The following is a 21756-nucleotide window of genomic DNA, read 5'->3' on the forward strand; positions in this document are numbered from 1 at the left end:
TTTTGATATTTTGTAATTTTATTCTAATAAAGCACTTTCTGGGTCAAAAGTAAATTCATTTTCCTACAGTATGGAGGGCAAAATGGTATCTAATCGAGAAATGACCATTCACTTTTTATCTTCTCAAAAAACCAGCATCATTTCCAAATGGAAAGATGAGTTGCTGCATTTACCTGACGGATATCTAGGGTATTTTAAAGGAGAAGTGGAAAATATTTTTAATCTGCTAATGGATCAGCTTGGAAAATCGGATACTGAAATAGGCGATGTACTGAAGGTCGTAGGGGAAAAAATTGCGTCTGATCGAGTTAATAAGCAATTGGATATGGAAAATTTCTTTTCCACTGCAACCATCGGGAGATCCATCATCATTGAGCACGTATTGAATTCCGAAGCACCCAAAGAAGAAATATCGGATCTAATTAAGCAAATAAACGTTTGCTTCGATAAACTCATTCATTTTGCATTATCCCATTATACCGAATTGAAAACGATGGAACTTGAAGAACGCTATCAATTCATAAGCCCAAACCATAAAGACCGTTTGACGCTACTTGGCCAAATGACCTCAAGTTTTGTCCATGAATTCAGAAATCCACTGACTTCCATCATGGGATTCATACAATTGTTACAGGCAGAACAGCCTGAAATAAAATACCTTGATATCATTTCAAAGGAATTGGATCAGCTCAATTACCGGATCACACAATTCCTTAATATTTCCAAAAAGGAAACTTCAGCATCACCACCTGATCTATTTTCCATTGCTCAGCTTGTTAATGAGGTAATCGAATTTCTATATCCAAGCATCTTGGAAGTAAATGCTTCCATTACATGTAATATTGCCGAGGATGCCGTAATTTCCGGTTCTAAAGAAGAATTCCGTCAGGTTTTACTTAATATTATTTTAAATGCTCTTGATGTGGTTGCAGGGATGCCTTCCCCATCCATTTACATTTCAGGCTCTGAATCACCACCCGGCATTCTTACTTTAAATATATCGAACAACGGGCCGAAGATACCTGACGACGTTTTGCCGAATATTTTTGAACCATTCATCACAACCAAAAAAAGGGGAACGGGATTGGGATTATTCGTCTGTAAAGAAATCGTCTTAAAGCATCATGGAACCTTAACCTGCCACTCTACCGATTTCCTAACGACCTTTTCCATACAATTGAAAACTAAATAATGGATAAACAACCTTTTTTACTTAGGTTTTTAGTGTGAAATTTTTGACTGATTGACGTCCAGTTACTTATACTAATAGGTAGGTTCCACTACTAATCGAGGTGAATGATCCTATAGATTGAAAATATAAACCAGCATAATTTTCATACAAGATAGACAAGACTTATTTTTCATCTAACATTTTATACACTAAATATCATTTCATTCATTATTGGTTTTGGGAGGTGACTGGGATAATTAAATCGTTTTGCGATTCAATTAAGTCCCACACTAATTGGACATATTAAGTTTTTTATTCGTCATTATTTTAATCGCTTTAACGGCCTTTTTTGTAGCTTCTGAATTTTCGATCATAAGGGTTCGCAGCTCCAGGATCGATCAATTGATTGAAGAGGGAAATAAAAAAGCCATTGCGGCTAAGAAGGTTACATCCGATCTTGATGAGTACCTATCCGCGACACAGCTTGGTATTACCGTTACTGCCCTTGGATTGGGGTGGCTTGGACAGCCGACCGTCCTAAAATTGGTTGGTCCATTATTCAATGCCTTGAATTTCCCTCAAGAAGTCACAAGCATTCTGACATTCGTCATTTCATTTTCCCTGATTACGTTCCTGAATGTGGTTGTAGGTGAATTGGCTCCAAAGACGGTTGCCATCCAAAAGGCTGAGCAAGTGGCCTTGGCAATTGCCAGCCCGCTGATATTTTTCCATAAGATAGCCTTTCCCTTCATCTGGGCCTTGAATCATTCTTCCCGATTAGTTGTCGGTTTATTTGGCTTCAAGCCAGCATCCGAAAGCGAAATAGCCCATACGGAAGAAGAATTGCGTTTCATCCTATCAGATAGCTATAAAAGCGGAGAGATCAACCAGTCGGAATTTAAATATGTAAACAACATCTTTGAATTCGATGATCGTGTTGCCAAAGAAATCATGGTTCCTAGGACGGAAATCATGACCATATCCAAAGATGATACGGTTCAGGAATTCGTCGATGTCGCCAAATTGGAAAAATACACTCGATATCCTGTTGTCGAAGGTGATAAAGACCATGTCATCGGCTTAGTGAACTTAAAGGAAGTTTTCTCGGATCTTATAAAGAATCGGGAAATCCATATCAAAGCGATAGAAAATTACGCTCGTCCGATCATTCGGGTAATGGAAAATATCCCGATTCACGATTTGCTGTTAAAAATGCAAAAAGAACGCATTCATATGGCTATTTTGATGGATGAATACGGCGGGACTTCCGGACTTGTCACAGTCGAGGATATCCTCGAGGAAATCGTTGGCGAAATTCGTGATGAATTCGATATCGATGAAGTTGCCTCGATCAGGAAAATTAAAGATGGCCATTATATTTTAGATTCTAAACTTCTTGTAAAGGAAGTGAATGATTTACTTGGCGTTCACTTAGAAGAAGATGATGTCGATACGATAGGCGGATGGGTCCTTACTGAAAATTATGATGTGAAGGTAGGGGACATCATGGAAAAAGACGGCTTCTGCTTTAAAGTGATTGAAATGGAAGATCACGCCATTCGTTCTATCGAGGTGACAAAAAAGGTCGTTCAGCTTCCGCTGGAAGAAGACCTTACCCAAGGATAATGATTAAAAACAGCCACGTAAAAGGTGATTTTACGTGGCTGTTTTTTCGATTGTTCATTTATCGGGAAACCGTCCCATTTTTTTGACCGTTACGATTGGAGGTGTACTCTTTTTTTTCCATAGAATATACAGCATGATAAAGATAAAGGAAAAACCAGCAGCCGGAATGAGATAAGGTTCCGTTATTTCCCGGATTTGCTGCCAATTCTCGCCGAGGATCCGCCCTAAGGTCAGAAACAAGATGGTCCAAGGTATGACAGCCGCAACCGTATAAAATATAAACTTCCATACGGACATCCTCGCAATTCCGGCAGGGATGGAAATGGCATGGCGAACCACTGGAATGAACCGAGCCGTAAAAATCACGCCTACGCCATACCTTTGAAACCATTCTTCAGCATGTACAATATGATTTTCTTTAATTAATATATATTTTCCATACTTCAAGAGAAAGGGCCGTCCTCCATAATAACCAGCCCAATAGAGAAATAGCTGTGCCATCGTCCCGCCTGCCACTCCTGCAAGAACAGCTCCCCAAAAATTCATTTTCCCCAGGCCGACGACATAACCACCGTATCCGAGAACAAGCTCACTCGGGATGATTTCAACCATCAACCCCAATAAAATCCCCATATACCCCATTTCCGCAAACCAATTCAATATCGTCATAATAAGCTGTGATATCATGCTATCGGACTCCCCTTACCGCTAATTTCAAATTGTTTGTCCTTCTATCCTATTTCAGCTCATGAGGTTCTATTCGATTTTTCATACCAGCTTCACAATACATCACATTTTGGAATGCACAAAAAAAAGACCAGCTGATATGTACTCCGGTCTCTTTGCATCAATATTCTTTTAGCTCCCGTTTTTGGGAAAATTGAGAAAAAACAGCTGTGGTGAGTAAGGATGAATCATTTTGTGAAACATTAGTGAAAATCTCCTGGCGTGATTTCGTTTTTTCGATATGAATCCCGAGATTTTTATACTTGTTGATTTTTTGATTATTCATGCTTACCCTCCATTTCTGCTGTACCGTTATCCTTTAACTTCCCATTTAACGAAGAGATGAAACCTGTTTAAACGATGGGATCAAAAAACAATCAATTGACTTGAATCGTTTGCAGTTGATGTTCGTGCACTTCGTCTTTTTCAACATGTACCTGCACCTTATAGGTTCCCGATTCTTCGAAAGATACCTTATTTAGATATGTTCCATTTCCATCTTCTTCAGCTTTGGTGAAATGACTCTCTTCGCTGCCTTCCTTCCAGACCTCGAAATTCACATCTGCATTTGTCAGTGGTTTCCCATTCAATTCAACGGTCGCTTCAAAGTTTGAACTTTTTCCTGCCTTTACTGGGTTACTTTGAAACTCGATGGATACATCCGTACTAGGATGAACCGATGCACCTTCACTTTCATGTTCAGGAACGACAACTTCTTTTTCAGGCATTACATGAAGGCCTTTAGCCGTTACATGGGAGACTACAATATATTTGCCTTGTTCTTCAAAAGTATGCATCACTTGATACATTCCACTTCCAGTATTCTTCGCTTCAAGCATTTCCCGTTTATCCTGTCCGGACTTTCTCACTTCAAACAGTACCTCATCAGCTTCATTCACCAATTGGCTTCCCTGTTTCACTGTCGTTTCAAGAATGACTTCTTTTCCAGGCTCCACTTTCCCTTTAATGACAATTGATGCATCCATCGATTCTGGAACAGCACTGTTCACTTCTTTATCCTCTGGCATTTCAGCCTCTTGACACCCAGCTAGCATAACTAACAATGCAGTACACATATAAAGTTTTTTCATATGAACTTCCCTTTACTATTTATTAGACTAAAAATCTGTCCTTTTCATATTGCCCATCCTTTCCATTTTTCAGATTTTTATACATAAATCAAAACTAAATCGTCCGCATCACGGTGACTGAAGTCAGCATGGCTACTGCGATGATCGTTAAAAATGAATATAAAAAGATTGAAGTCCCCACAACGCTCAATCCGCAAAGCAATACGCATCCATCAATGAAAAAAATCAGCAGCCCTACATTGAGTCCACTTTTCCTGGAAAGGATCTGTGCCAGCATATCCGTTCCGCCTGTAGAAGTCCCATACCGAAGCATCAAGCCGATTCCAAGTCCAATCAACCCTCCCCCGATTATCGCACTTACATAAATGGGAAGACTCCATCCTGTGACAGCGTCGGAAAAAATGTCGATGCATAAAGAGGAAAAAAGCAAGCCATGCAAGCTGTTCAGAAATAATTTTTTTTCAAAATACCAAGCATATATATATAATGGAATGCTGCTCAAAATCACACCCAGTCCGGTAGGAAGTCCTATATAGTAATGAAAAATCAGCCCAATCCCTATCATGCCACCATCCAATAAATGATAAGGTATCAGAAAAAAATTGATTCCCACACCTACCAGCATGCTGCCAGCAATGATCGCTGCCATCCTTTCCATGATTTTCATGGCTGCCACCCCCTTTAATCTTCCGTTAAAACTTGTCTTGGTTTCTATAGAATATGTTTGTACCATCAAAAAAATAATGTAACTGACCAACTTTTTATGAAACGGCTCTTAGTTTTCTGAATATTCTATAATATGTTACAATAAAGTAGAGAAAACAGTCAAAAACAGCTAATTATTAGCTCAAACTGATCCTTTACAAGCAATTTACCGGATTTAAGGTGCCGTAAGCTGTTTGACTGAATGATTAACTCTTTCTATAATGAAAGTATTTAAATTAATTAGAATGAGGTGATTTGATGGGGCATTAAAGAATGTTCGTTTTGACGGACGGAAGCTGCTTTGCGTAACGGATATGTGCATCCTTTTGGAAAATGGCTGCACTCCTTCAGACAGAAATTCTTCTATTTCCCGTCTACGCATCGCTAATCGGCATATACTATTATTCTCTTCATCACTAAAAAAAATGGGAGTTCAAGCGGCTGCACATCTATTACCACAGCCATTTTGAAGTAATCCCAAAAATATTCAGCATGGAAAAAAAATATACTTGTATATTTTAAAAATGTAGGAGGTGTACTCCTTATTCGTCTCGAAGGCGAGTTAAGGGAGACTATTTGGACATAATAAACTTGGTTCTTATTGCCATTTTAATTGCTTTAACAGCATTTTTTGTAGCTACGGAGTTTGCGATTGTTAAAGTGAGAAGCACGAGGGTCGATCAATTAATTGAAGAAGGAACGAGGAATGCTATTTCAGCAAAGAAGGTCATCTCCAACCTGGATGAATACCTCTCAACTTGTCAGCTCGGAATTACCGTTACAGCTCTAGGGCTTGGATTCCTTGGGGAACCGACAGTTGAAAACATTTTGCGACCACTTTTAAATCAATTAAATCTTCCGGAGTCGGCTTCACATGTACTCTCAGTTGCAATTGCCTTTTCTTTCATTACGTTCATACATGTCGTTGTTGGAGAATTGGCACCGAAAACATTGGCGATTCAAAAAGCGGAGCAAGTAACATTATTGGTTTCGAAACCTTTAATTGCCTTTAACAAAGTCATGTATCCTTTCATTTGGGTATTGAATGGCTCTGCAAGGTCGCTTACAAGAATGCTAGGATTAAAAGCAGTTTCCGAACATGATTTGGCTCATACAGAAGAAGAGCTGCGTATCATTGTTTCCGAAAGCTACAAAAGTGGCGAAATTAACCAATCAGAGTTTAAATATGTGAATAAAATTTTTGAATTTGATGATCGGATTGCAAAAGAAATCATGGTTCCACGTACAGAAATTGCAACGGTATCCAAAGAAGATACGATCCAGCAGTTTTTCACTGTTATGGCGGAAGAGAACTTTACACGATATCCTGTCATTGACGGTGATAAGGATCATGTTATCGGAATGGTCAATATCAAAGAGCTATTCACTGAAATGATAGATAAGAACAATCAGGCTGCGTCAACGATCGACCGATATGTTCGTCCGATCATCCGTGTCATTGACAGTATCCCCATTCACGATTTACTTTTAAAAATGCAAAAGGAACGGATTCACATGGCTATCCTCATGGACGAATACGGCGGTACGTCAGGGTTGGTGACCGTTGAAGATATCCTTGAAGAAATCGTTGGCGATATCCGCGATGAGTTCGACCTGGATGAAGTGCCCGATGTCCGTAAATTAAAAGAAGATCACTACATCATCGATGCCAAGGTATTGGTCAGCGAAGTGAATGACTTACTTGGATTGGATATCAATGATGAAGATATTGATACGATGGGCGGATGGATCCTTACCGAGAATTACGAGGCCAAACAAGGTGATATTCTGACTTACGGTCCTTATAACTTTAAGATAAAGGAAATGGAAGATCACCATATTCGTTATATTGAAATATATAAACAAGTAAAAGTCGTAAGCGAAGTAAAAGAATTCCCGATCATATCACAAACCGAAATCGTTTCATGATAATAACCCCCGTTCCTAAAAGACAATAGGATCGGGGGTTATTTTTTTCAACTGGTACATGAAATAAAATAAATACATATTATATAAAACCTGCTGCTTTTAACATTGAATGATTACATGAAGTATAGTTCTACCTTAATTGTTTCATACTGTTAAAAAAGCGATACTTTTTGAAGGAGTGAGGAATCATGAAACTCATAACCATTTGCCAGCACTGCAAAGGGAAAGGGAAAACCCGTTTTCTGCAATTCTTTTCCCGGGACTGCAATCATTGCAACGGTCAAGGTAAAGCGGTAAAAGATATGTCAAATTTAAGAAATCAGGCAAAAAACATCTAATAATCTTTCATATTTTGAAATTGGTTTTGATGACACCTGCCCTCTTTAACGTATCATAAACAATCAGTATCGAAGGTCCAAGGAAAAGCCCAATGAAGCCAAGCATCTTAAACCCTAAGTAAAGACTGATCAACGATGCCAATGGGCTCAACCCCATATTTGCTGAATAGATTTTTGGTTCGATTGTCCTTCTTATGATGGTAATGGCCAGGAATAGGATGATGAGGCCAATACCTAGATGATGGTTTCCTTGAGCCCAGACGATAACTGCCCAAGGAACCAGTACAGATCCCGTCCCCAAGATAGGAAGAATATCCACAACTACTATTAAGAGTGCCAACGGAATCGTATACTTCACTTCTAACAACCATAGTCCTCCATAAGCCATGATGAACGTTACTAAACTCAACGTGATTTGTGCCTTGATGAAGCCTACGGCTGCCATACTTAAATCTTGATAAACTAGCGAAATCTTTTGATAGGTGGATGCCTTCAAATAAAGGACTGCCTTTTTTCTTAACTTTGGCAATTCAAGACTAAATAAGAATAAAGCGATTAAGTAAATTAAAAAGTCAATGAAAAATCCCGGAATGAGTGTAACGAATTGAACCATATCCTGAACAAAGCCCTCTGTGAACCCCTCCAGAGCCATGACTCCCTTTTCCATCGTTTGTTCTATTGATTGAATGAGATTTGGCGGTAAAGTTTGGGAATATCTTTCCCATTGCCTAATGACTGGCAATATTGCCGTCAAATACACTTCACGTATGAAACCGGGAAATTCTTCCGAATAGACAATGACCTTCTTGATTAATACCGAAAAGGAAAAATAAGTGATGCTCATAAGCCCACCTACATATAAAACAAATGAAATCAATACTGCCCAAAAACGATGCAGCTTTGCCGTTTCACCAATCATGCGGACCAATCCATCCAAAAGAATGGCGGTGAGCAACGCTAAAATCAAAGCCCATGAATAGGGAATGACGATTACTATGACTAAAAGGAGAAGCCCCCTCCAAAACCAGCGAAAAAAGACGGCGAAATTCACTGAACAAACCCTCCTTGCACTTTCCTGTTCTCCTTATATTTATGAAATGGGATCACATATATTTCGCTTATACGTTTTATTTTCTCAATAAGGGGAAAAAGAGATACAAAGAGATGGAGGGATTGACATTGGATAATAAAGATAAAGAAAAGTATCTTGAGGAGCGTAATGATAAATCCAAGGCCTTCAAGAAAAATCAGGAAAAACAGCTGGAACGTGATCAAGTGGTCATGCCCATTGATGATTTACCAATTGATGAAATTAAATATGAACAACAAGAAGAAAGAAATAAAAAAGAAACAAAACACCGCTCCACCAGCGAGAAGCTTTAAACAAAACCCAGCCACTTTAGAGGCTGGGTTTTGTTTGCAGGATATACTGAATTCAGGCTTCAAGGTGAGGTGTCGTATAGACTTTTCTCTGCGCCACTAGTACTTGCTAATAGAATATTTGAAGGAAAACATATATTACAGTTAGTAGTCAAAAGGAGTTCGGAAAACGTATTTTTAATTAAATGATGTACCGGGCCTAACTGACCCGGAAAGCAACACCTTCAACTCCTCAGGTATGGTTTCTGACTAAATGTTATAACAAAGTTGATTGGAGCGGGTGTCGAGACTCCTGCGGGAAAAGCGCGCCCAAGGGGTGCAAGCCGAGGAAAGCGAGTGCCTGGTGCGGAAATAAACGCCCAAATGGAAAAACCATTAATAAACTGTTGGCAAACTCGAATTTCCTATAGTCTAAAATATCTCCCATCATATATTAAGGTTCTTCTTGTGAATGTGCTTATGCTTCCCCGTAGTTTTTTGATGATTTGGGAAGACTGAGCTTTCCCTCAATTCATTCATATTGCCAGTGTTTTTCCCTTTCCCGCTTTGCTTCCAAAAATAAACATTGACTGAAATAAATGATTCTTTACAATAGACTTTTAAGAATTAAAGAATATAATGGATTGGTCGACCATTATAAAGGAGAATCATATGACGAACCCTACTCAATTATTTCATCAATATTTACAAGTATCGAGATCATTAGTAAGCAAAATGAATGAACAAATTACAGCACTTGAAATTTACCATAATCAGTGGACAATCCTGAATTACTTAAAGAACTGTGGCTATTCCACAATCCCCGATATTTGCAGTTACTTGGATGTAGATAGTGTTATCATCACACGTTCGGTCAACAGTATGGAACAGAATAATATGATTAAACAAGTTCCTGGAAAAGATGAACAGGAAAAACGAATCGAATTGACCCCCCGGGGCAAAGAGGTACATACAAAATGTCTTAAGATTGCCGAAAAAATCGAAGGGAAAGCCCTGGAAGGCATTACAGAAGAAGAACAGGAAGTATTTTTCCAGACGGTCCTTAAAATCCTCAATAATATAAGAAACTAAAATGGGTATCTTATATCATTGTTGCACACCAAGCTATAGCCATGCCTTTTTTAAAAGCCGGATTCCTGCTTCGATTTCCCTTTCGGTTAAACCACCGTACCCAATCAAAATAGTCGGATCTTTCACATTCTTTGAATGATAAACCGATGTTGGGTGGACTTTAACCCCCACACTGGCAGCCTTTTGAATGAGCTCTGCCTCACTGCTGCCGTTTTTCACTTTTAAAAGAACGTGCAAGCCTGACTTTTCACCGATTACGGCTACACGATCATGGAAGCTCTCTTCAATAGCATTCAGCAGCACCTTATTCTTTTTTCGATAAATCGTTCGCATTTTATTCAGATGGCGTTCCCAATGTCCATTTTTCATAAAAAGACAGAGCGTTTCCTGAATCAGTCTGGAAACGGTCTGTTTGTATCCTATTAACTTCTGCTGATAGCGGCAAGCCAACTCCATGGGTAACACCATAAATCCCACCCTGATTGATGGGATGAGCGACTTTGAAAACGTGCCTAAATAGATGACCCTTCCATTGGTGTCCAACCCCTGCAAGGACGGAATCGGTTTACCAGCATGTCGGAATTCCCCGTCATAATCATCTTCAATAATATAACCCTTTTTTTCCACTGCCCAATTGAGCAATTCCACCCGTCTAGTTATCGGCATGATCATACCGGAAGGAAATTGATGGGAAGGAGTGACATAGGCAACATTCGCTGCACTCCCTTTCAAGGAGTCCACACTCATTCCACTTTCATCCAAGGGTATGTATGCCATATCCGCTCCCTCCAGCCTCAGTACCTCCCTTACCCGATGAAAGCCAGGGTCTTCCAACCCAAATACCCGTTCATTTCCAAGAAGTAACCGCAGCAGATGGATGAAATACTGGGTACCTGCTCCAATGATGATTTGATCAGCCCCGCAGCGAACTCCTCTTGATTGAAATAGATAGGATGAAATCTCAGCCCTGAGCCCCCATTCCCCTTGAGGATCACCGCTCATGAACATTTCCCTTTCCTGTAGATACAAAGTATTGTTCAAGCATTTTTTCCACACGGCATGCGGGAAAGAATCCACGTCCACCCGGCCATGGTTGTAATCTATCTCATTTCCTTCATTCGGAGGACACATCATCCCTTCTGTTACAGGCAACGGCTCATTCATAGCTGAGATCGGTTCTAAATCGGCTACGTAATAACCTTTCCTTAATTGACTTTCCACATATCCTTCTGCCATCAACTGCTGATAAGCCGTATCCACTGTATTCAGGCCTATCCCTAAATGCCAGGCTAGTTTTCGTTTAGAAGGCAGTTTCATTCCGGCCTGGATTTGCCCATTCTGGATTTCCTTTATAAAGTATTTATACAATTGGACATATAAAGCTTCTTTATTCGTTTTATCTAAGGTTAGAGTGATTTCAAACATTTGGTCCTCCTTCAAACTGGTTCCATAAATTATATCAGCATTGGTCCTTATTGCAGAACCAGAATATTTTTATAATGAAGATATCAATCAAGAGGAGGAAACTATGGAGCATATCGAATTATACGGGAAACATGTGATACTCACCCCGATGCTGGAACGTCATATCGAACCACTTTACGCCGCTTCCCTGCCATCTGAAATATGGGAATGGAGTGCAACAAAAATTTTGTCATATGAAGAGGCGATCTCTTATGTAAAGGAAGGCATTCGAGCAAGGGAACAGGAACTTCATCATCCATTTATCGTTATCGATCGGACTGATGATTCGATAGTCGGCAGCACGAGCTTAAGAAATATTCACTTTCATAATCAATCCCTGGAAATCGGCGCGACTTGGTATCATCCCGACAAATGGCGAACAGCCATTAACACAGAATGTAAGTACCTGCTATTGCAGCATGCTTTTGAAAAGTGGCAAATGAAACGGGTTGAATTCAGGACTGACGAATGCAACAAAAGATCGCGTGCAGCAATAACCAGGCTCGGCGCCCTTGAAGAAGGCATTTTGAGGATGGAGAAAAAACTGCAAGATGGGAGGATCAGGAACACGGTGGTCTATAGTATTCTTGAGCATGAATGGCCCAGTGTGAAAAGTAATTTGGAAGCTTTTTTGGAAAGGTGAAAATGAGAAAAAGAGTGCCGTTGTTTTGCACTCTTTTTCTCTTGCGCTATTTTTCATCTGAGTCTTTACGAATTTTCGATAAAGAATCCTTTTGCCTTTTCGTTGATCGAATGAATATGAAAACGCCAATCGCAAATAAAAACGGCATAAGTAAAGCAAAAAGAAGATAAATCATATCACCAAAGAACAACTTCATTCCCCCTAAGCAATGCGACGCGCACTTTTGTCTGTAAAGCATTTCCGTCAAACTGGATGATCATTGCTTAGTCTAAGCTTTGTGACAAGCGAATCATATCCTGGCACTGAATCCCATTTTCATAAATGGCCTCGGAATAGTTTCTATTAAAAAAATCCCGATCGACCCCAGTGATTCTAAAACCGCATTTTTGGTAAAGGGCAAGCTGCCCTATCCCCGAATTCCCCGTTCCGATTTCAATCATTTTATATCCCTGTTCCCTTGCATGGCCTTTGGCATGTTCAATCAATTGCCTGCCGATTCCCCTTCCATGGTGCCGTTCATCGACTGCGATGTTCATTATCTCTATCAGTTCCGGGCCTTTTTGCAGTAAAACATAAACACCGATCATTCGCTTATCACTCACGGCAACAAAGCACGTTCCGCTCCCCAAATATTCCTCGACCAATTCCCTTGAAGGATCTGCCAAAAGCAATAAATGCATCGGGGGTGGCTCATCCTTGAATAATTCCCTTATCTCCATCATCATCCAAACCCTTCTCAGTTTAATTCTTCTACAAGAAGTTCAACCAATTCCGATGCAGGAAGTTCCCTGCTCAACTTATATCCCTGTCCTGCCCACAAAGCCATCAATTCAGGATTGTTTTTTTGTCCAGCCGCTTTTCGCATTTGTTTTGTCATGTGATGGACAAAAGGATAGGCGACGGGTGCAACGCTATCATATTCCGTTATAAAGTGATTCACCAACCCGCGTGCCCTCCGGCCGCTGAAGGCTCGGGTAATAGAGGTTTGAGTAAATCGTGGATTTCCCAGCGCCGCCTTATGGACCGGACTTGCCCCGCTTTCGGGACAGCGAAGGAAAGCGGTTCCCAATTGCGCCGCTGTTGCTCCCGCTTCGAGCACGGCCGCGATATCCTTTCCATGCATCAGTCCGCCCGCGGCAATGATCGGTAAGTCCAGTTCATCTTTTATCATCCGTATCAATACTAAAAGACCATAATCATCTTCTGTGCGGTTATCAAAGCTGGCCCGGTGCCCCCCTGCTTCAAACCCCTGTACACATAGAACATCGGCGCCTGCTCCCGCCGCCTTTTTTGCTTCCTGAAGGTTGGTTACTGTCACGGCTATAAGGGAACCGACCTCTTGGAGCTCCCTTATTACATCTTCCGTTGGACATCCAAACGTAAAACTGACGACAGCGACCCCAGCCTCCTTCAATACATGTAGTTTATTTCCCCAATCATCGTCATCACTATCGGCTTTTCCAATCTCAGCCCCAACGCTCTCGGCCTCTTTCTCGATCTTTTCACGATAGCCAGATAATATATTTTCATCCACCGCCTCGTTGCCTGGCACAAATACATTCACGCCAAAAGGGCGCTCAGTCAACTGACGGGTCTGCCCTATCTCGTCCTTCATCTCTTCCGCAGTCTTATAGCCAGCTGCGAGAAAGCCCAATCCTCCTGCATTGGATACTGAAGCCGCAAGCTTCGGAGTGGAAGCTCCTCCTGCCATCGGTGCCTGAATGATTGGATATCTAATTAACTCTTTCAACATTCCATACAACTCCTCTTGATTTTTCTTCATGCCCTTATCATTTTTACGTTTTCTTGGTATAATGATTATCTGTAAGAGAAAAGTGTCTAAATGATCACCCTTTATATCTTGCAAATATAAAACATAGGTGGTAAATAAAAAATGGAAACAAAACCATATAGAGTATTACTTTATTATTTGTATGTACCTATCGAGAATCACGAAGAATTCGCAGTCGAGCATCTTGCGGCATGTAAAGCCCTTGAATTGAAAGGCCGTATCTTGGTGGCTTCAGAAGGTATCAACGGAACAGTTTCAGGTACGATCGAACAAACCGACAAATATATGGACATGATGAAAAGCGATCCCCGCTTTGCCGATATCGTGTTTAAAATAGATGAAGCTGAAGGCCATGCTTTCAAAAAAATGCATGTTCGTCCACGCAATGAACTTGTAACGCTTCGCTTGGAAGACGACATCAACCCGAACCAGACGACTGGCAAATACTTGAGCCCGAAGGAGTTCTTCGAGCAAATGCAAGATGAAAACACCATCGTCCTTGATGCCAGAAATGACTATGAATTTGATTTAGGACATTTCAGGGGTGCAATCAAGCCAGAAATCACGAATTTCCGTGAACTTCCGGAATGGGTACGGGAAAATAAAGAAATGTTCGAAGGCAAAAAAATCCTAACGTATTGCACGGGCGGTATCCGCTGTGAGAAATTCTCCGGCTGGCTTGTCGAAGAAGGCTTTGAAGATGTAAGCCAGCTGCATGGCGGCATCGCAACATACGGGAAGGATCCCGAAGTCCAAGGTGAACTATGGGATGGCCAAATGTATGTTTTCGATGAAAGGATTGCCGTACCTATCAATCAAAAGGAACATGTCATTGTCGGACGCGATATTTATTCCGGCGAACCTTGTGAACGCTATGTCAATTGCGCTAATCCTGAATGCAACAAGAAAATCCTTTGCAGCGAAGAGAACGAACACAAACATATGCGCAGCTGTACCCATGAATGCCGAGTGCATCCGCGTAATCGCTATGTAGTCGAGCATAACCTTTCTGAAGAAGAAGTGGCTGAGAGATTACAGCTAATCGATAATTCCATTACGGCAAAATAATTTTAGCAAACCCGAATCAGTGGACAAGATCCCTGTTCGGGTTTTTTTATCGATTCAAACCAAACCTTATTTTCCTATATTAAACCTATGTCTTGGACTTCATTCCACTGCAAGAATTAACTATGATCTTTTTTAATACTACTGCTTCTTTTGCAATATTACTTACATTCTTACTTCTATATCACAATAGAAAAAACCTTCTTAATTCGTAAAAAGAATGGTTTCAGCTTTTAGATTTTAGCTGTCTGCAGTCCTACCTTCATGAAAAGAGCGATTCCTCTTTAGAGGAATCGCTCTTACTTCATTAATTTTATTTTGCCTCTGCACTTACAACAATCCCGCAAGCTTGCCTATCGCCTGCATCACCAGTTTTCAAAGTATCTGCATCCGGTCCTTTTTCTCCATTGGCTTCATAGCGGTCAGGAATATTGGCAAAGTTGTCTGGATTCGCATGAACGATTACAGCCAGCTCTTCTTTCTTCAGTTGGTCTATTGTCATGTTATCCAATGTTGCCGTATATTTTGCTGTCCCATCTTCTTTTACATATAAAGGAGGCATATCACCTGCATGCTTAGAATGCGTTTCGTCAGTTGGATTGAAGTGTCCTCCAGCTGTAGTGAAAGGGCCATCCTTGGCATCCGCCTCACATGCTGCGTTTTCGTGAACATGAAATCCATGATAGCCTGGCTCAAGGCCCTCCAAAGCGGTCTCGATCACTACAGAATTCTCTTCAGCGGTAAAGTTCACCGTCCCAAGTGTATTACCTTCAACATCTTTAACTTCCGCTTTCACCTGCGGATCAACCTCTGCATCTGTTCCTTGTCCCACTGTAGTCATGTCCTCGGCATTATTATCGGCCTGATTTGAATCATCCGCTGAATTACATCCATACAGTAAAAAGGCAGTACACATAGGCAGTATAAGTTTTTGTTTATAATTCATGATAAATTCCCTCACTCTCTTATATGTATTTCCTCTTATTACTTTCCACTATTATGGAAGAATAAACAGAAAGCGGGATAAATAGGAAAATAGATTACACCAGTGAGAGTGAACACCTTACTAAATTCACAGACAAGGATTTTACAATATAGCTTAATGGGCTCATATTTTACAAAGTGATGACCCCGAAAGCAATGGCTGCAATCGTCATGATGATGGTTGTCCCAAACGCCCATTTAAACAGGAATTTTTGGTGATCCCCAAAATCCACGCCTACAAGGCCAATCAATATGAATGTTGCAGGCACCAATGGCGATAAGGGGAACCCTGCGGTCGAATGACCTAATAAAGCCGCCCTTCCGATCTCTACAGGAGCAATACCGAAGTTCGATGCCGTTTCACTTATTATTGGCAGAATGCCAAAGTAATAGGCATCAGGTGAAAAAATGAACCCCATCGGAATGCTTGTCAGCGCTACCACCAGTGGCAAATGTGCCCCGAGCCACTCCGGAATTACGGTTACGATTGAAGCAGCCATCGAGTCCATCATCTTTGTTTCTGTGAATACACCCGTAAAAATCCCTGCAGCGAAAATGAGTGTACAGATCATCACAAAACTATTGGCATGACTTAAAAGTCTTTCCTGCTGTTCTTTTGGGTTCGGAAAGTTAACGAATAGTGCAATCGCAAAAGCGGAGGCAAATAAGATTTGTATCGGCAGCACTTCCATCACCAGCAAAACCATCAGTAAAATCGTCAAGAACCAATTAAACCAAAAAAGCTTGGATGTTCCTTGAGGTGCGGTTTCAACAGCTGCAGCCTGTTCGCTCATACCAGGTTGCATGTTCGTTTCCAGGGAGCTGACTCCCAATCTCTCCCTTTCCTTTTTGCCAAGCACATATGCCGAAAAAAGCGTCCATAAAAGACCGCAGATCATGACCGGTATGAGAGGAATGAATAACTCCGATACTTCAACCTGAAGGCTCGCGGCCGCCCTGACCAAAGGACCTCCCCAAGGGATCATATTCATGACACCAGCGGCTAAACCAACGACACAGGCCAATACGAGCCTGTTCATCCCTAATTTGATATAAAGCGGCAGCATGGCTGAAACGGTGATCATGAATGTAGAAGATCCGTCTCCGTCCAAACCTACCAAAATGGTTATTATGGCGGTTGCCATGACAACCTTTAGCGGGTCTCCTTTTACAAAACTCAGTATTTTAGCGATCATGGGCTCGAATAAACCAACGTCAATCATTAAACCAAAGTATAGAATAGCAAAAACGATCATGACTGCTGTTGGTGTCACCTTTAAAATACCGGCAACCATCATATCTCCCATTTCCGAAGCAAACCCACCAATCAGACCAAAGGCTATCGCCGTGAAAATAAAAGCTACAACCACTGATAAGCGCTTTGTGATGACTAAGACAAGAAACGTTAAAATCATGCAAAATCCTAAAATCGTTAACATGTTAAAAACTCCTTTAATTGAAAATATGAGAACCTTTAGATTTTTTAATTTTTCTGAAAAATCAATATTTTCACATTATAACATTTGCACATTCATTAAAAAACCAGTAAAACAAATTCGTTTAATAAATTAGTTAAATTCTGTATACTATTATTTAGGAACCCGAAGTTTTTTCGGAGGAAAGAAGTGTTGTATGTAAAATGAACGCTCATAAAATAGCTAAACGGAATCTTTTCATCATGTGGTTCGCCAATTTCTTCATAGGCGGGAGCATGACGATGGTTCTTCCATTCATATCCTTATACATTGGTACATTCGGAGATTACTCGACTCAATATATCCAGCATTGGTCCGGATGGACTTTTGGAATCACTTTCGTGACAGCCTTTTTATTTTCCCCCATTTGGGGACGGATTGGTGACCGGTATGGCAGAAAGAAAATCCTGATTGCCTGCGCCTTTGGGATGGGTCTGTCCATCTTCCTGATGGGATTCGTCGAAAATGTTTGGCAGCTATTCGTCTTAAGGATGTTCACAGGAATATTCACTGGCTTCATTTCCATGTCACAGGCCTTCATATCAACGCAGACACCAAAAGAAATTGCCGGACGTGTACTTGGAACCTTACAAACGGGAAATATAACCGGTTCCCTTTTCGGACCATTGCTTGGCGGCGTGCTTGCAGACACACTCGGCTATTCAACCGCCTTTAAATTCACCTCCATCACCATTTTCATCTCTGGACTTCTTGTTTTTGCAACCAAGGAGTACATAATGGAACAGCAGAAGGGAACGAAGTCGAGCTATACAAGCAGGGAGGTTCTTTCGCATATCTTAAGGAACCCCATCTTAGTGAATGTCATGCTCATTTCGACACTTGTCCAAGTTGCCCACTTCAGCATCCAGCCCATTCTTTCTTTATACGTTGGCGAGCTGCATGGAACTTCCAATCTCGGATTTTATTCAGGAATCGCCTTTTCTGCAGCAGGCCTGGGGAATTTATTGATGGCGCGTCACTGGGGCAAGATAGGTGATCGGCATGGTCATGTGAAGATTCTTGTGCTGCTTCTTTTTCTGACAGCTCTTGTCTACTTGCCCGGTGCCTTCATCAATCATTTTTGGCAGCTTGTTTTTGTACGTTTCATACTAGGCATGGCAATAGGCGGCATCATCCCTGTAAGGATTGCCTACATTCGCCAAGAAGCGCCTGTCGCAATGCAGGGGGAAGTGCTTGGGTACAATACGAGCCTGCGCTTTTTAGGCAATATCATCGGACCCGCTATGGGCGGAATGGTTGCTGGTTTCTACGGATTCTCCGCCGTTTTCATAACGACCAGCACTTTACTCCTCATTGCCGGACTTGTCCTCTATTTCGCGATGCACCGCAATCCGGAGTTGGCCAGATCACATTAATCACACTTTGGCAAGAAAGCCTGCTTCCAGATGGAAGCAGGCTTTCTCATGTTTAATGCTCATACAGCTGTAGTGCTGGATACTTTTGGAACTGAATCTCGTTTCGGTCGTATTCCGATACAGTCAGTGAGTTGAAAATTTGAAACCGGTAACGTTCATGCCTATCCGTAAACTCCATCCAACCTTAGGTCCCACCCATAAACTGATAAGTATTTTTACTGCACTGCACTTCATCACACATTAGGTTTTATGTTATGATTATTATAGGCAAATTTTATGAAAGTAAAAGACGCAAAGCCACGGGCCTAAACCAACAACTAGTTGTCATGGCAGCCGGGCTGCCAAGATTTTTCTTGAATGGATCACTTTATTATCAATTTCTTGCCCCTTTTTAATTTGCCTAAAATTAAAACAAGGAGGGTTATATATGTTCTTTCCAACCATTTATTCAGCTACTACGGATGAGAGACACATAGTTAAAGATAAAAATACTTGTGCATGCGGCACAAGATATAATGTATTCGCAATGTTGTCCAGAAGCGACCTTCGAAAGATCAGGTTCAAGCATTATAAAGAAGTGACATGTCCTAAATGTAAATCCAGCATTGATAATGGTTAGCCCCTTAACAATGGTATGGGGTTCCTTACTTTTTAACCCTCACCACTTCCTTGTATAAAAAAAGGAATATATAGTTCCGGTAAAAAACACTCAATTACCTCATGCCCAATTATACTGACACAGTTAAAGCACTATCATTTTTCATTATATGAATAGTAAATGTACGGTCGGCCTATAACTGGCTCGATTGATAAATCATCATGTGGTTTATAAGAAATCATTAGATTCTACCGCGTTTCACTACCTTCTAAAGCCCATGTCTGGACTGTCATGAACCGGTTCCATTCGTTGGGGCAAAGCGTGTAGGAGCCCATTACGTCAAAAATGGCCAAGCCATTTTTTCGGAAATCCATTTCGATTGACATTATTACTTGCATGCCCTGTATGCAAACATACTAAATGATCCAGCTTTCTAGTGGTACCGCCTACCTCCATATATAATTGGCTGTTATAAGATAATGATATATCCCTCCCAATACGAAGGTACGAGTTTATTTGCCCCTCAACCGGTAATCTTCATATCATCCCTTTTAGTCATTCATTTTTTCGAGACCCTACCGAAGGTCAATAGACAGTTTTCCGATTCATCCTATAGATGAATCGAGGCTTCTTCAGCCTTGGTTCCCTTACAAGATGGCTCAAGCACCTTTTGTATCAATTCTTCCCGCTTTAGGCATTTTACCTTCATTCAATTAGAAATGAATAACCCTCGATTTGTCGTTTAATTATCCGTATAGATAGAAAGAAGGACTCATGCTATAATTTAGTGCGTTAAAAATGAAATTAACACACACATATATAAAAAAGAAAGAAGGAGTGTTTCTTTGAATACATCTGCATACAAACAGGAATGGTTCGGCAACGTTAGAGGAGATGTCCTATCGGGAATTGTCGTTGCCCTGGCATTGATTCCGGAGGCGATTGCCTTTTCGATCATTGCTGGCGTTGACCCAATGGTTGGTCTATATGCCTCATTCTGCATTGCCATTGTCATCTCTTTCGTCGGCGGGAGGCCGGGAATGATATCGGCTGCCACTGGCGCAATGGCACTCGTCATGGTCGACCTTGTTAAAGATCATGGCTTGAACTATTTACTTGCTGCAACAATATTGACTGGTTTGCTGCAAATTTTACTAGGGGTCTTAAAAATCGGGAAATTAATGAAGTTTATCCCGAAACCGGTCATGACTGGTTTTGTGAATTCTTTAGCCATCTTGATTTTCACGGCACAGCTTACCCATTTCGTGGGCGAAACGTGGATTATGTATGTCATGACAGCCGTTTCATTAGCAATCATTTATCTTTTTCCGCTGGTCACGAAAGTCATACCTTCACCACTTGTCGCCATCATATTCATGACGGTCGTTGCAGTTACCACAGGGGCTACGGTGCGGACAGTTGGGGATATGGGGCAATTGACCGAAGCGCTCCCGATGTTCATGCTTCCAGACATCCCTTTGACCTTCGAAACTTTGGCGATCATTTTCCCTTATTCCATTGCCCTTGCGTTTGTTGGGCTGCTTGAATCGTTATTGACAGCTCAAATTGTCGATGAGATGACTGACACGGATAGTAATAAAAATAGGGAAGCCAAAGGCCAGGGGATTTCGAATATAATCGCCGGATGTTTTGGAGGCATGGCAGGATGTGCGATGATTGGCCAATCCGGTATCAACATTAAATCAGGTGGAAGGGGCCGGCTCTCGACATTTGTAGCGGGAGCATTCCTTATGATATTAATCGTGGTATTGAATGATGTCCTTATTAAAATACCGATGGCTGCACTTGTCGCGGTCATGATTATGGTTTCAATCGGGACATTTGACTGGTCTTCCCTAAAGAGGCTCACTAAAGCTCCTAAGTCGGATGCAGCCGTGATGATCGTGACGGTCCTCATTGTTCTTTATACACATGACTTATCAAAAGGCGTATTTGCCGGAGTGCTTTTGAGCATGATTTTCTTCTCGGCTAAAATTTCTAAAGTGGCAGCAGAGAAAACGGAAGATATCCAGGCTAAGAAAATCACTTATCGTATCAGCGGACAAATATTTTTTGCTTCTGTCCAGGACTTTGTTTCGAAGTTTGACTTCAAGGAAAAAGCCGATGCAATCGTCATCGACTTCTCCCATTCCAAGATCTGGGATGCTTCAGCAGTCGGTGCTGTTGATACGGTTATCCTTAAATATCAGCTTCTGGGAATACCTGTCCAAGTCCAAGGGCTCGATGAAGAAAGTTCGTCATTGCTTGAAAAACTCGCCACCTCAGAAAGTAAAATATCTTGAAGAAGTAACATTCTGCTGA

20 protein-coding genes and 1 riboswitch are annotated in these 21756 nt (G+C 41.2%); of the genes, 9 read left to right on the forward strand and 11 right to left on the reverse strand.

Annotated features, from left to right (window positions below; all coding sequences use genetic code 11):
* Nucleotides 1–82: 82 nt before the first annotated feature.
* Both ACYP5M_RS19485 and ACYP5M_RS19490 read left to right on the forward strand, forming a co-directional pair.
* Nucleotides 83–1192 (forward strand): histidine kinase N-terminal domain-containing protein, encoded by a 1110-nt coding sequence (locus ACYP5M_RS19485; RefSeq protein WP_459735413.1) that lies wholly within the window; start codon nt 83–85, stop codon nt 1190–1192.
* A 273-nt stretch (nt 1193–1465) separates the two neighbouring features.
* Nucleotides 1466–2797, forward strand: coding sequence for a hemolysin family protein (locus ACYP5M_RS19490; protein ID WP_459735414.1), 1332 nt, complete (start codon nt 1466–1468; stop codon nt 2795–2797).
* Between the two features lie 54 nt (nt 2798–2851).
* Here the strand turns inward: ACYP5M_RS19490 and uptA are convergent, their stop codons facing one another.
* The 4 genes from uptA to ACYP5M_RS19510 all read right to left on the reverse strand — a co-directional run bounded on the left by uptA (nt 2852) and on the right by ACYP5M_RS19510 (nt 5281).
* Complete coding sequence (gene uptA, locus ACYP5M_RS19495; RefSeq protein ID WP_101224445.1) at nt 2852–3481, reverse strand: undecaprenyl phosphate transporter UptA; 630 nt, start codon at nt 3479–3481, stop codon at nt 2852–2854.
* A gap of 163 nt (nt 3482–3644) precedes the next feature.
* Nucleotides 3645–3809 carry a hypothetical protein gene (locus ACYP5M_RS19500; RefSeq protein WP_157831095.1) on the reverse strand — a complete coding sequence of 55 codons (165 nt, stop codon included), beginning with the start codon at nt 3807–3809 and terminating at the stop codon, nt 3645–3647.
* 91 nt (nt 3810–3900) lie between these two features.
* Complete coding sequence (locus ACYP5M_RS19505) at nt 3901–4614, reverse strand: FixH family protein (protein ID WP_101224241.1); 714 nt, start codon at nt 4612–4614, stop codon at nt 3901–3903.
* 94 nt (nt 4615–4708) lie between these two features.
* Nucleotides 4709–5281, reverse strand: a complete 573-nt coding sequence (locus tag ACYP5M_RS19510; protein ID WP_311735918.1) for a YitT family protein — start codon at nt 5279–5281, stop codon at nt 4709–4711.
* A 614-nt stretch (nt 5282–5895) separates the two neighbouring features.
* Between ACYP5M_RS19510 and ACYP5M_RS19515 the strand changes: the two genes are divergently transcribed.
* Nucleotides 5896–7248 carry a hemolysin family protein gene (locus ACYP5M_RS19515; RefSeq protein WP_434168787.1) on the forward strand — a complete coding sequence of 451 codons (1353 nt, stop codon included), beginning with the start codon at nt 5896–5898 and terminating at the stop codon, nt 7246–7248.
* A gap of 345 nt (nt 7249–7593) precedes the next feature.
* Here the strand turns inward: ACYP5M_RS19515 and ytvI are convergent, their stop codons facing one another.
* Nucleotides 7594–8637 (reverse strand): sporulation integral membrane protein YtvI, encoded by a 1044-nt coding sequence (ytvI, locus tag ACYP5M_RS19520; protein WP_434168786.1) that lies wholly within the window; start codon nt 8635–8637, stop codon nt 7594–7596.
* Between the two features lie 128 nt (nt 8638–8765).
* On the opposite strand from ytvI, the gene ACYP5M_RS19525 reads away from it, so the two are divergent.
* Entirely contained in the window at nt 8766–8969 is a 204-nt protein-coding gene (locus tag ACYP5M_RS19525) for a hypothetical protein (RefSeq protein WP_101224447.1), read from the forward strand.
* 648 nt (nt 8970–9617) lie between these two features.
* Nucleotides 9618–10037 (forward strand): MarR family winged helix-turn-helix transcriptional regulator, encoded by a 420-nt coding sequence (locus ACYP5M_RS19530; protein ID WP_034314851.1) that lies wholly within the window; start codon nt 9618–9620, stop codon nt 10035–10037.
* Nucleotides 10038–10070: 33 nt separating this feature from the next.
* On the opposite strand, the gene pdxR is transcribed toward ACYP5M_RS19530, so the two are convergent.
* Nucleotides 10071–11462 (reverse strand): MocR-like pyridoxine biosynthesis transcription factor PdxR, encoded by a 1392-nt coding sequence (pdxR, locus tag ACYP5M_RS19535; protein WP_459735415.1) that lies wholly within the window; start codon nt 11460–11462, stop codon nt 10071–10073.
* Between the two features lie 103 nt (nt 11463–11565).
* Between pdxR and ACYP5M_RS19540 the strand changes: the two genes are divergently transcribed.
* Nucleotides 11566–12144 (forward strand): GNAT family N-acetyltransferase, encoded by a 579-nt coding sequence (locus tag ACYP5M_RS19540; RefSeq protein ID WP_459735416.1) that lies wholly within the window; start codon nt 11566–11568, stop codon nt 12142–12144.
* A 46-nt stretch (nt 12145–12190) separates the two neighbouring features.
* Here ACYP5M_RS19540 and ACYP5M_RS19545 read toward each other — a convergent pair whose 3' ends face one another.
* The 3 genes from ACYP5M_RS19545 to ACYP5M_RS19555 form a co-directional block, all read right to left on the reverse strand.
* Nucleotides 12191–12334 carry a hypothetical protein gene (locus ACYP5M_RS19545; RefSeq protein WP_157831096.1) on the reverse strand — a complete coding sequence of 48 codons (144 nt, stop codon included), beginning with the start codon at nt 12332–12334 and terminating at the stop codon, nt 12191–12193.
* Nucleotides 12335–12407: 73 nt separating this feature from the next.
* On the reverse strand, nt 12408–12863 hold the full coding sequence (locus ACYP5M_RS19550; protein WP_459735480.1) for a GNAT family N-acetyltransferase: 456 nt from the start codon (nt 12861–12863) through the stop codon (nt 12408–12410).
* Between the two features lie 17 nt (nt 12864–12880).
* Nucleotides 12881–13897, reverse strand: coding sequence for a nitronate monooxygenase (locus tag ACYP5M_RS19555; protein WP_459735417.1), 1017 nt, complete (start codon nt 13895–13897; stop codon nt 12881–12883).
* Between the two features lie 141 nt (nt 13898–14038).
* On the opposite strand from ACYP5M_RS19555, the gene trhO reads away from it, so the two are divergent.
* Nucleotides 14039–15004 (forward strand): oxygen-dependent tRNA uridine(34) hydroxylase TrhO, encoded by a 966-nt coding sequence (trhO, locus tag ACYP5M_RS19560; RefSeq protein WP_434168782.1) that lies wholly within the window; start codon nt 14039–14041, stop codon nt 15002–15004.
* Between the two features lie 310 nt (nt 15005–15314).
* On the opposite strand, the gene ACYP5M_RS19565 is transcribed toward trhO, so the two are convergent.
* Together ACYP5M_RS19565 and ACYP5M_RS19570 are read right to left on the reverse strand one after the other, a co-directional pair.
* Nucleotides 15315–15947: a superoxide dismutase family protein gene (locus tag ACYP5M_RS19565; RefSeq protein ID WP_101224247.1), complete on the reverse strand. Its 633-nt coding sequence runs from the start codon at nt 15945–15947 to the stop codon at nt 15315–15317.
* A 169-nt stretch (nt 15948–16116) separates the two neighbouring features.
* Complete coding sequence (locus ACYP5M_RS19570) at nt 16117–17424, reverse strand: CitMHS family transporter (RefSeq protein ID WP_434168780.1); 1308 nt, start codon at nt 17422–17424, stop codon at nt 16117–16119.
* Nucleotides 17425–17624: 200 nt separating this feature from the next.
* On the opposite strand from ACYP5M_RS19570, the gene ACYP5M_RS19575 reads away from it, so the two are divergent.
* Nucleotides 17625–18836, forward strand: a complete 1212-nt coding sequence (locus ACYP5M_RS19575; RefSeq protein ID WP_101224249.1) for an MFS transporter — start codon at nt 17625–17627, stop codon at nt 18834–18836.
* 256 nt (nt 18837–19092) lie between these two features.
* Nucleotides 19093–19182, forward strand: a riboswitch (cyclic di-GMP riboswitch).
* Between the two features lie 1097 nt (nt 19183–20279).
* Nucleotides 20280–21737, forward strand: a complete 1458-nt coding sequence (locus ACYP5M_RS19580) for a SulP family inorganic anion transporter (protein ID WP_459735419.1) — start codon at nt 20280–20282, stop codon at nt 21735–21737.
* Nucleotides 21738–21756: the final 19 nt, after the last annotated feature.

It is taken from the genome of Peribacillus sp. N1 (assembly GCF_054600815.1).

What these genes read in the sequence shown, in the direction of transcription:
- pdxR (WP_459735415.1), bottom strand. Translation starts at nt 11,462, where the DNA reads ATGTTTGAAATCACTCTAACCTTAGATAAAACGAATAAAGAAGCTTTA.
- ACYP5M_RS19575 (WP_101224249.1), top strand. Translation starts at nt 17,625, where the DNA reads ATGAACGCTCATAAAATAGCTAAACGGAATCTTTTCATCATGTGGTTC.
- ACYP5M_RS19540 (WP_459735416.1), top strand. Translation starts at nt 11,566, where the DNA reads ATGGAGCATATCGAATTATACGGGAAACATGTGATACTCACCCCGATG.
- ACYP5M_RS19510 (WP_311735918.1), bottom strand. Translation starts at nt 5,281, where the DNA reads ATGAAAATCATGGAAAGGATGGCAGCGATCATTGCTGGCAGCATGCTG.
- ACYP5M_RS19530 (WP_034314851.1), top strand. Translation starts at nt 9,618, where the DNA reads ATGACGAACCCTACTCAATTATTTCATCAATATTTACAAGTATCGAGA.
- ACYP5M_RS19570 (WP_434168780.1), bottom strand. Translation starts at nt 17,424, where the DNA reads ATGTTAACGATTTTAGGATTTTGCATGATTTTAACGTTTCTTGTCTTA.
- ACYP5M_RS19555 (WP_459735417.1), bottom strand. Translation starts at nt 13,897, where the DNA reads ATGTTGAAAGAGTTAATTAGATATCCAATCATTCAGGCACCGATGGCA.
- trhO (WP_434168782.1), top strand. Translation starts at nt 14,039, where the DNA reads ATGGAAACAAAACCATATAGAGTATTACTTTATTATTTGTATGTACCT.
- ACYP5M_RS19485 (WP_459735413.1), top strand. Translation starts at nt 83, where the DNA reads ATGGTATCTAATCGAGAAATGACCATTCACTTTTTATCTTCTCAAAAA.
- ACYP5M_RS19565 (WP_101224247.1), bottom strand. Translation starts at nt 15,947, where the DNA reads ATGAATTATAAACAAAAACTTATACTGCCTATGTGTACTGCCTTTTTA.
- ACYP5M_RS19505 (WP_101224241.1), bottom strand. Translation starts at nt 4,614, where the DNA reads ATGAAAAAACTTTATATGTGTACTGCATTGTTAGTTATGCTAGCTGGG.
- ACYP5M_RS19550 (WP_459735480.1), bottom strand. Translation starts at nt 12,863, where the DNA reads ATGGAGATAAGGGAATTATTCAAGGATGAGCCACCCCCGATGCATTTA.
- ACYP5M_RS19500 (WP_157831095.1), bottom strand. Translation starts at nt 3,809, where the DNA reads ATGAATAATCAAAAAATCAACAAGTATAAAAATCTCGGGATTCATATC.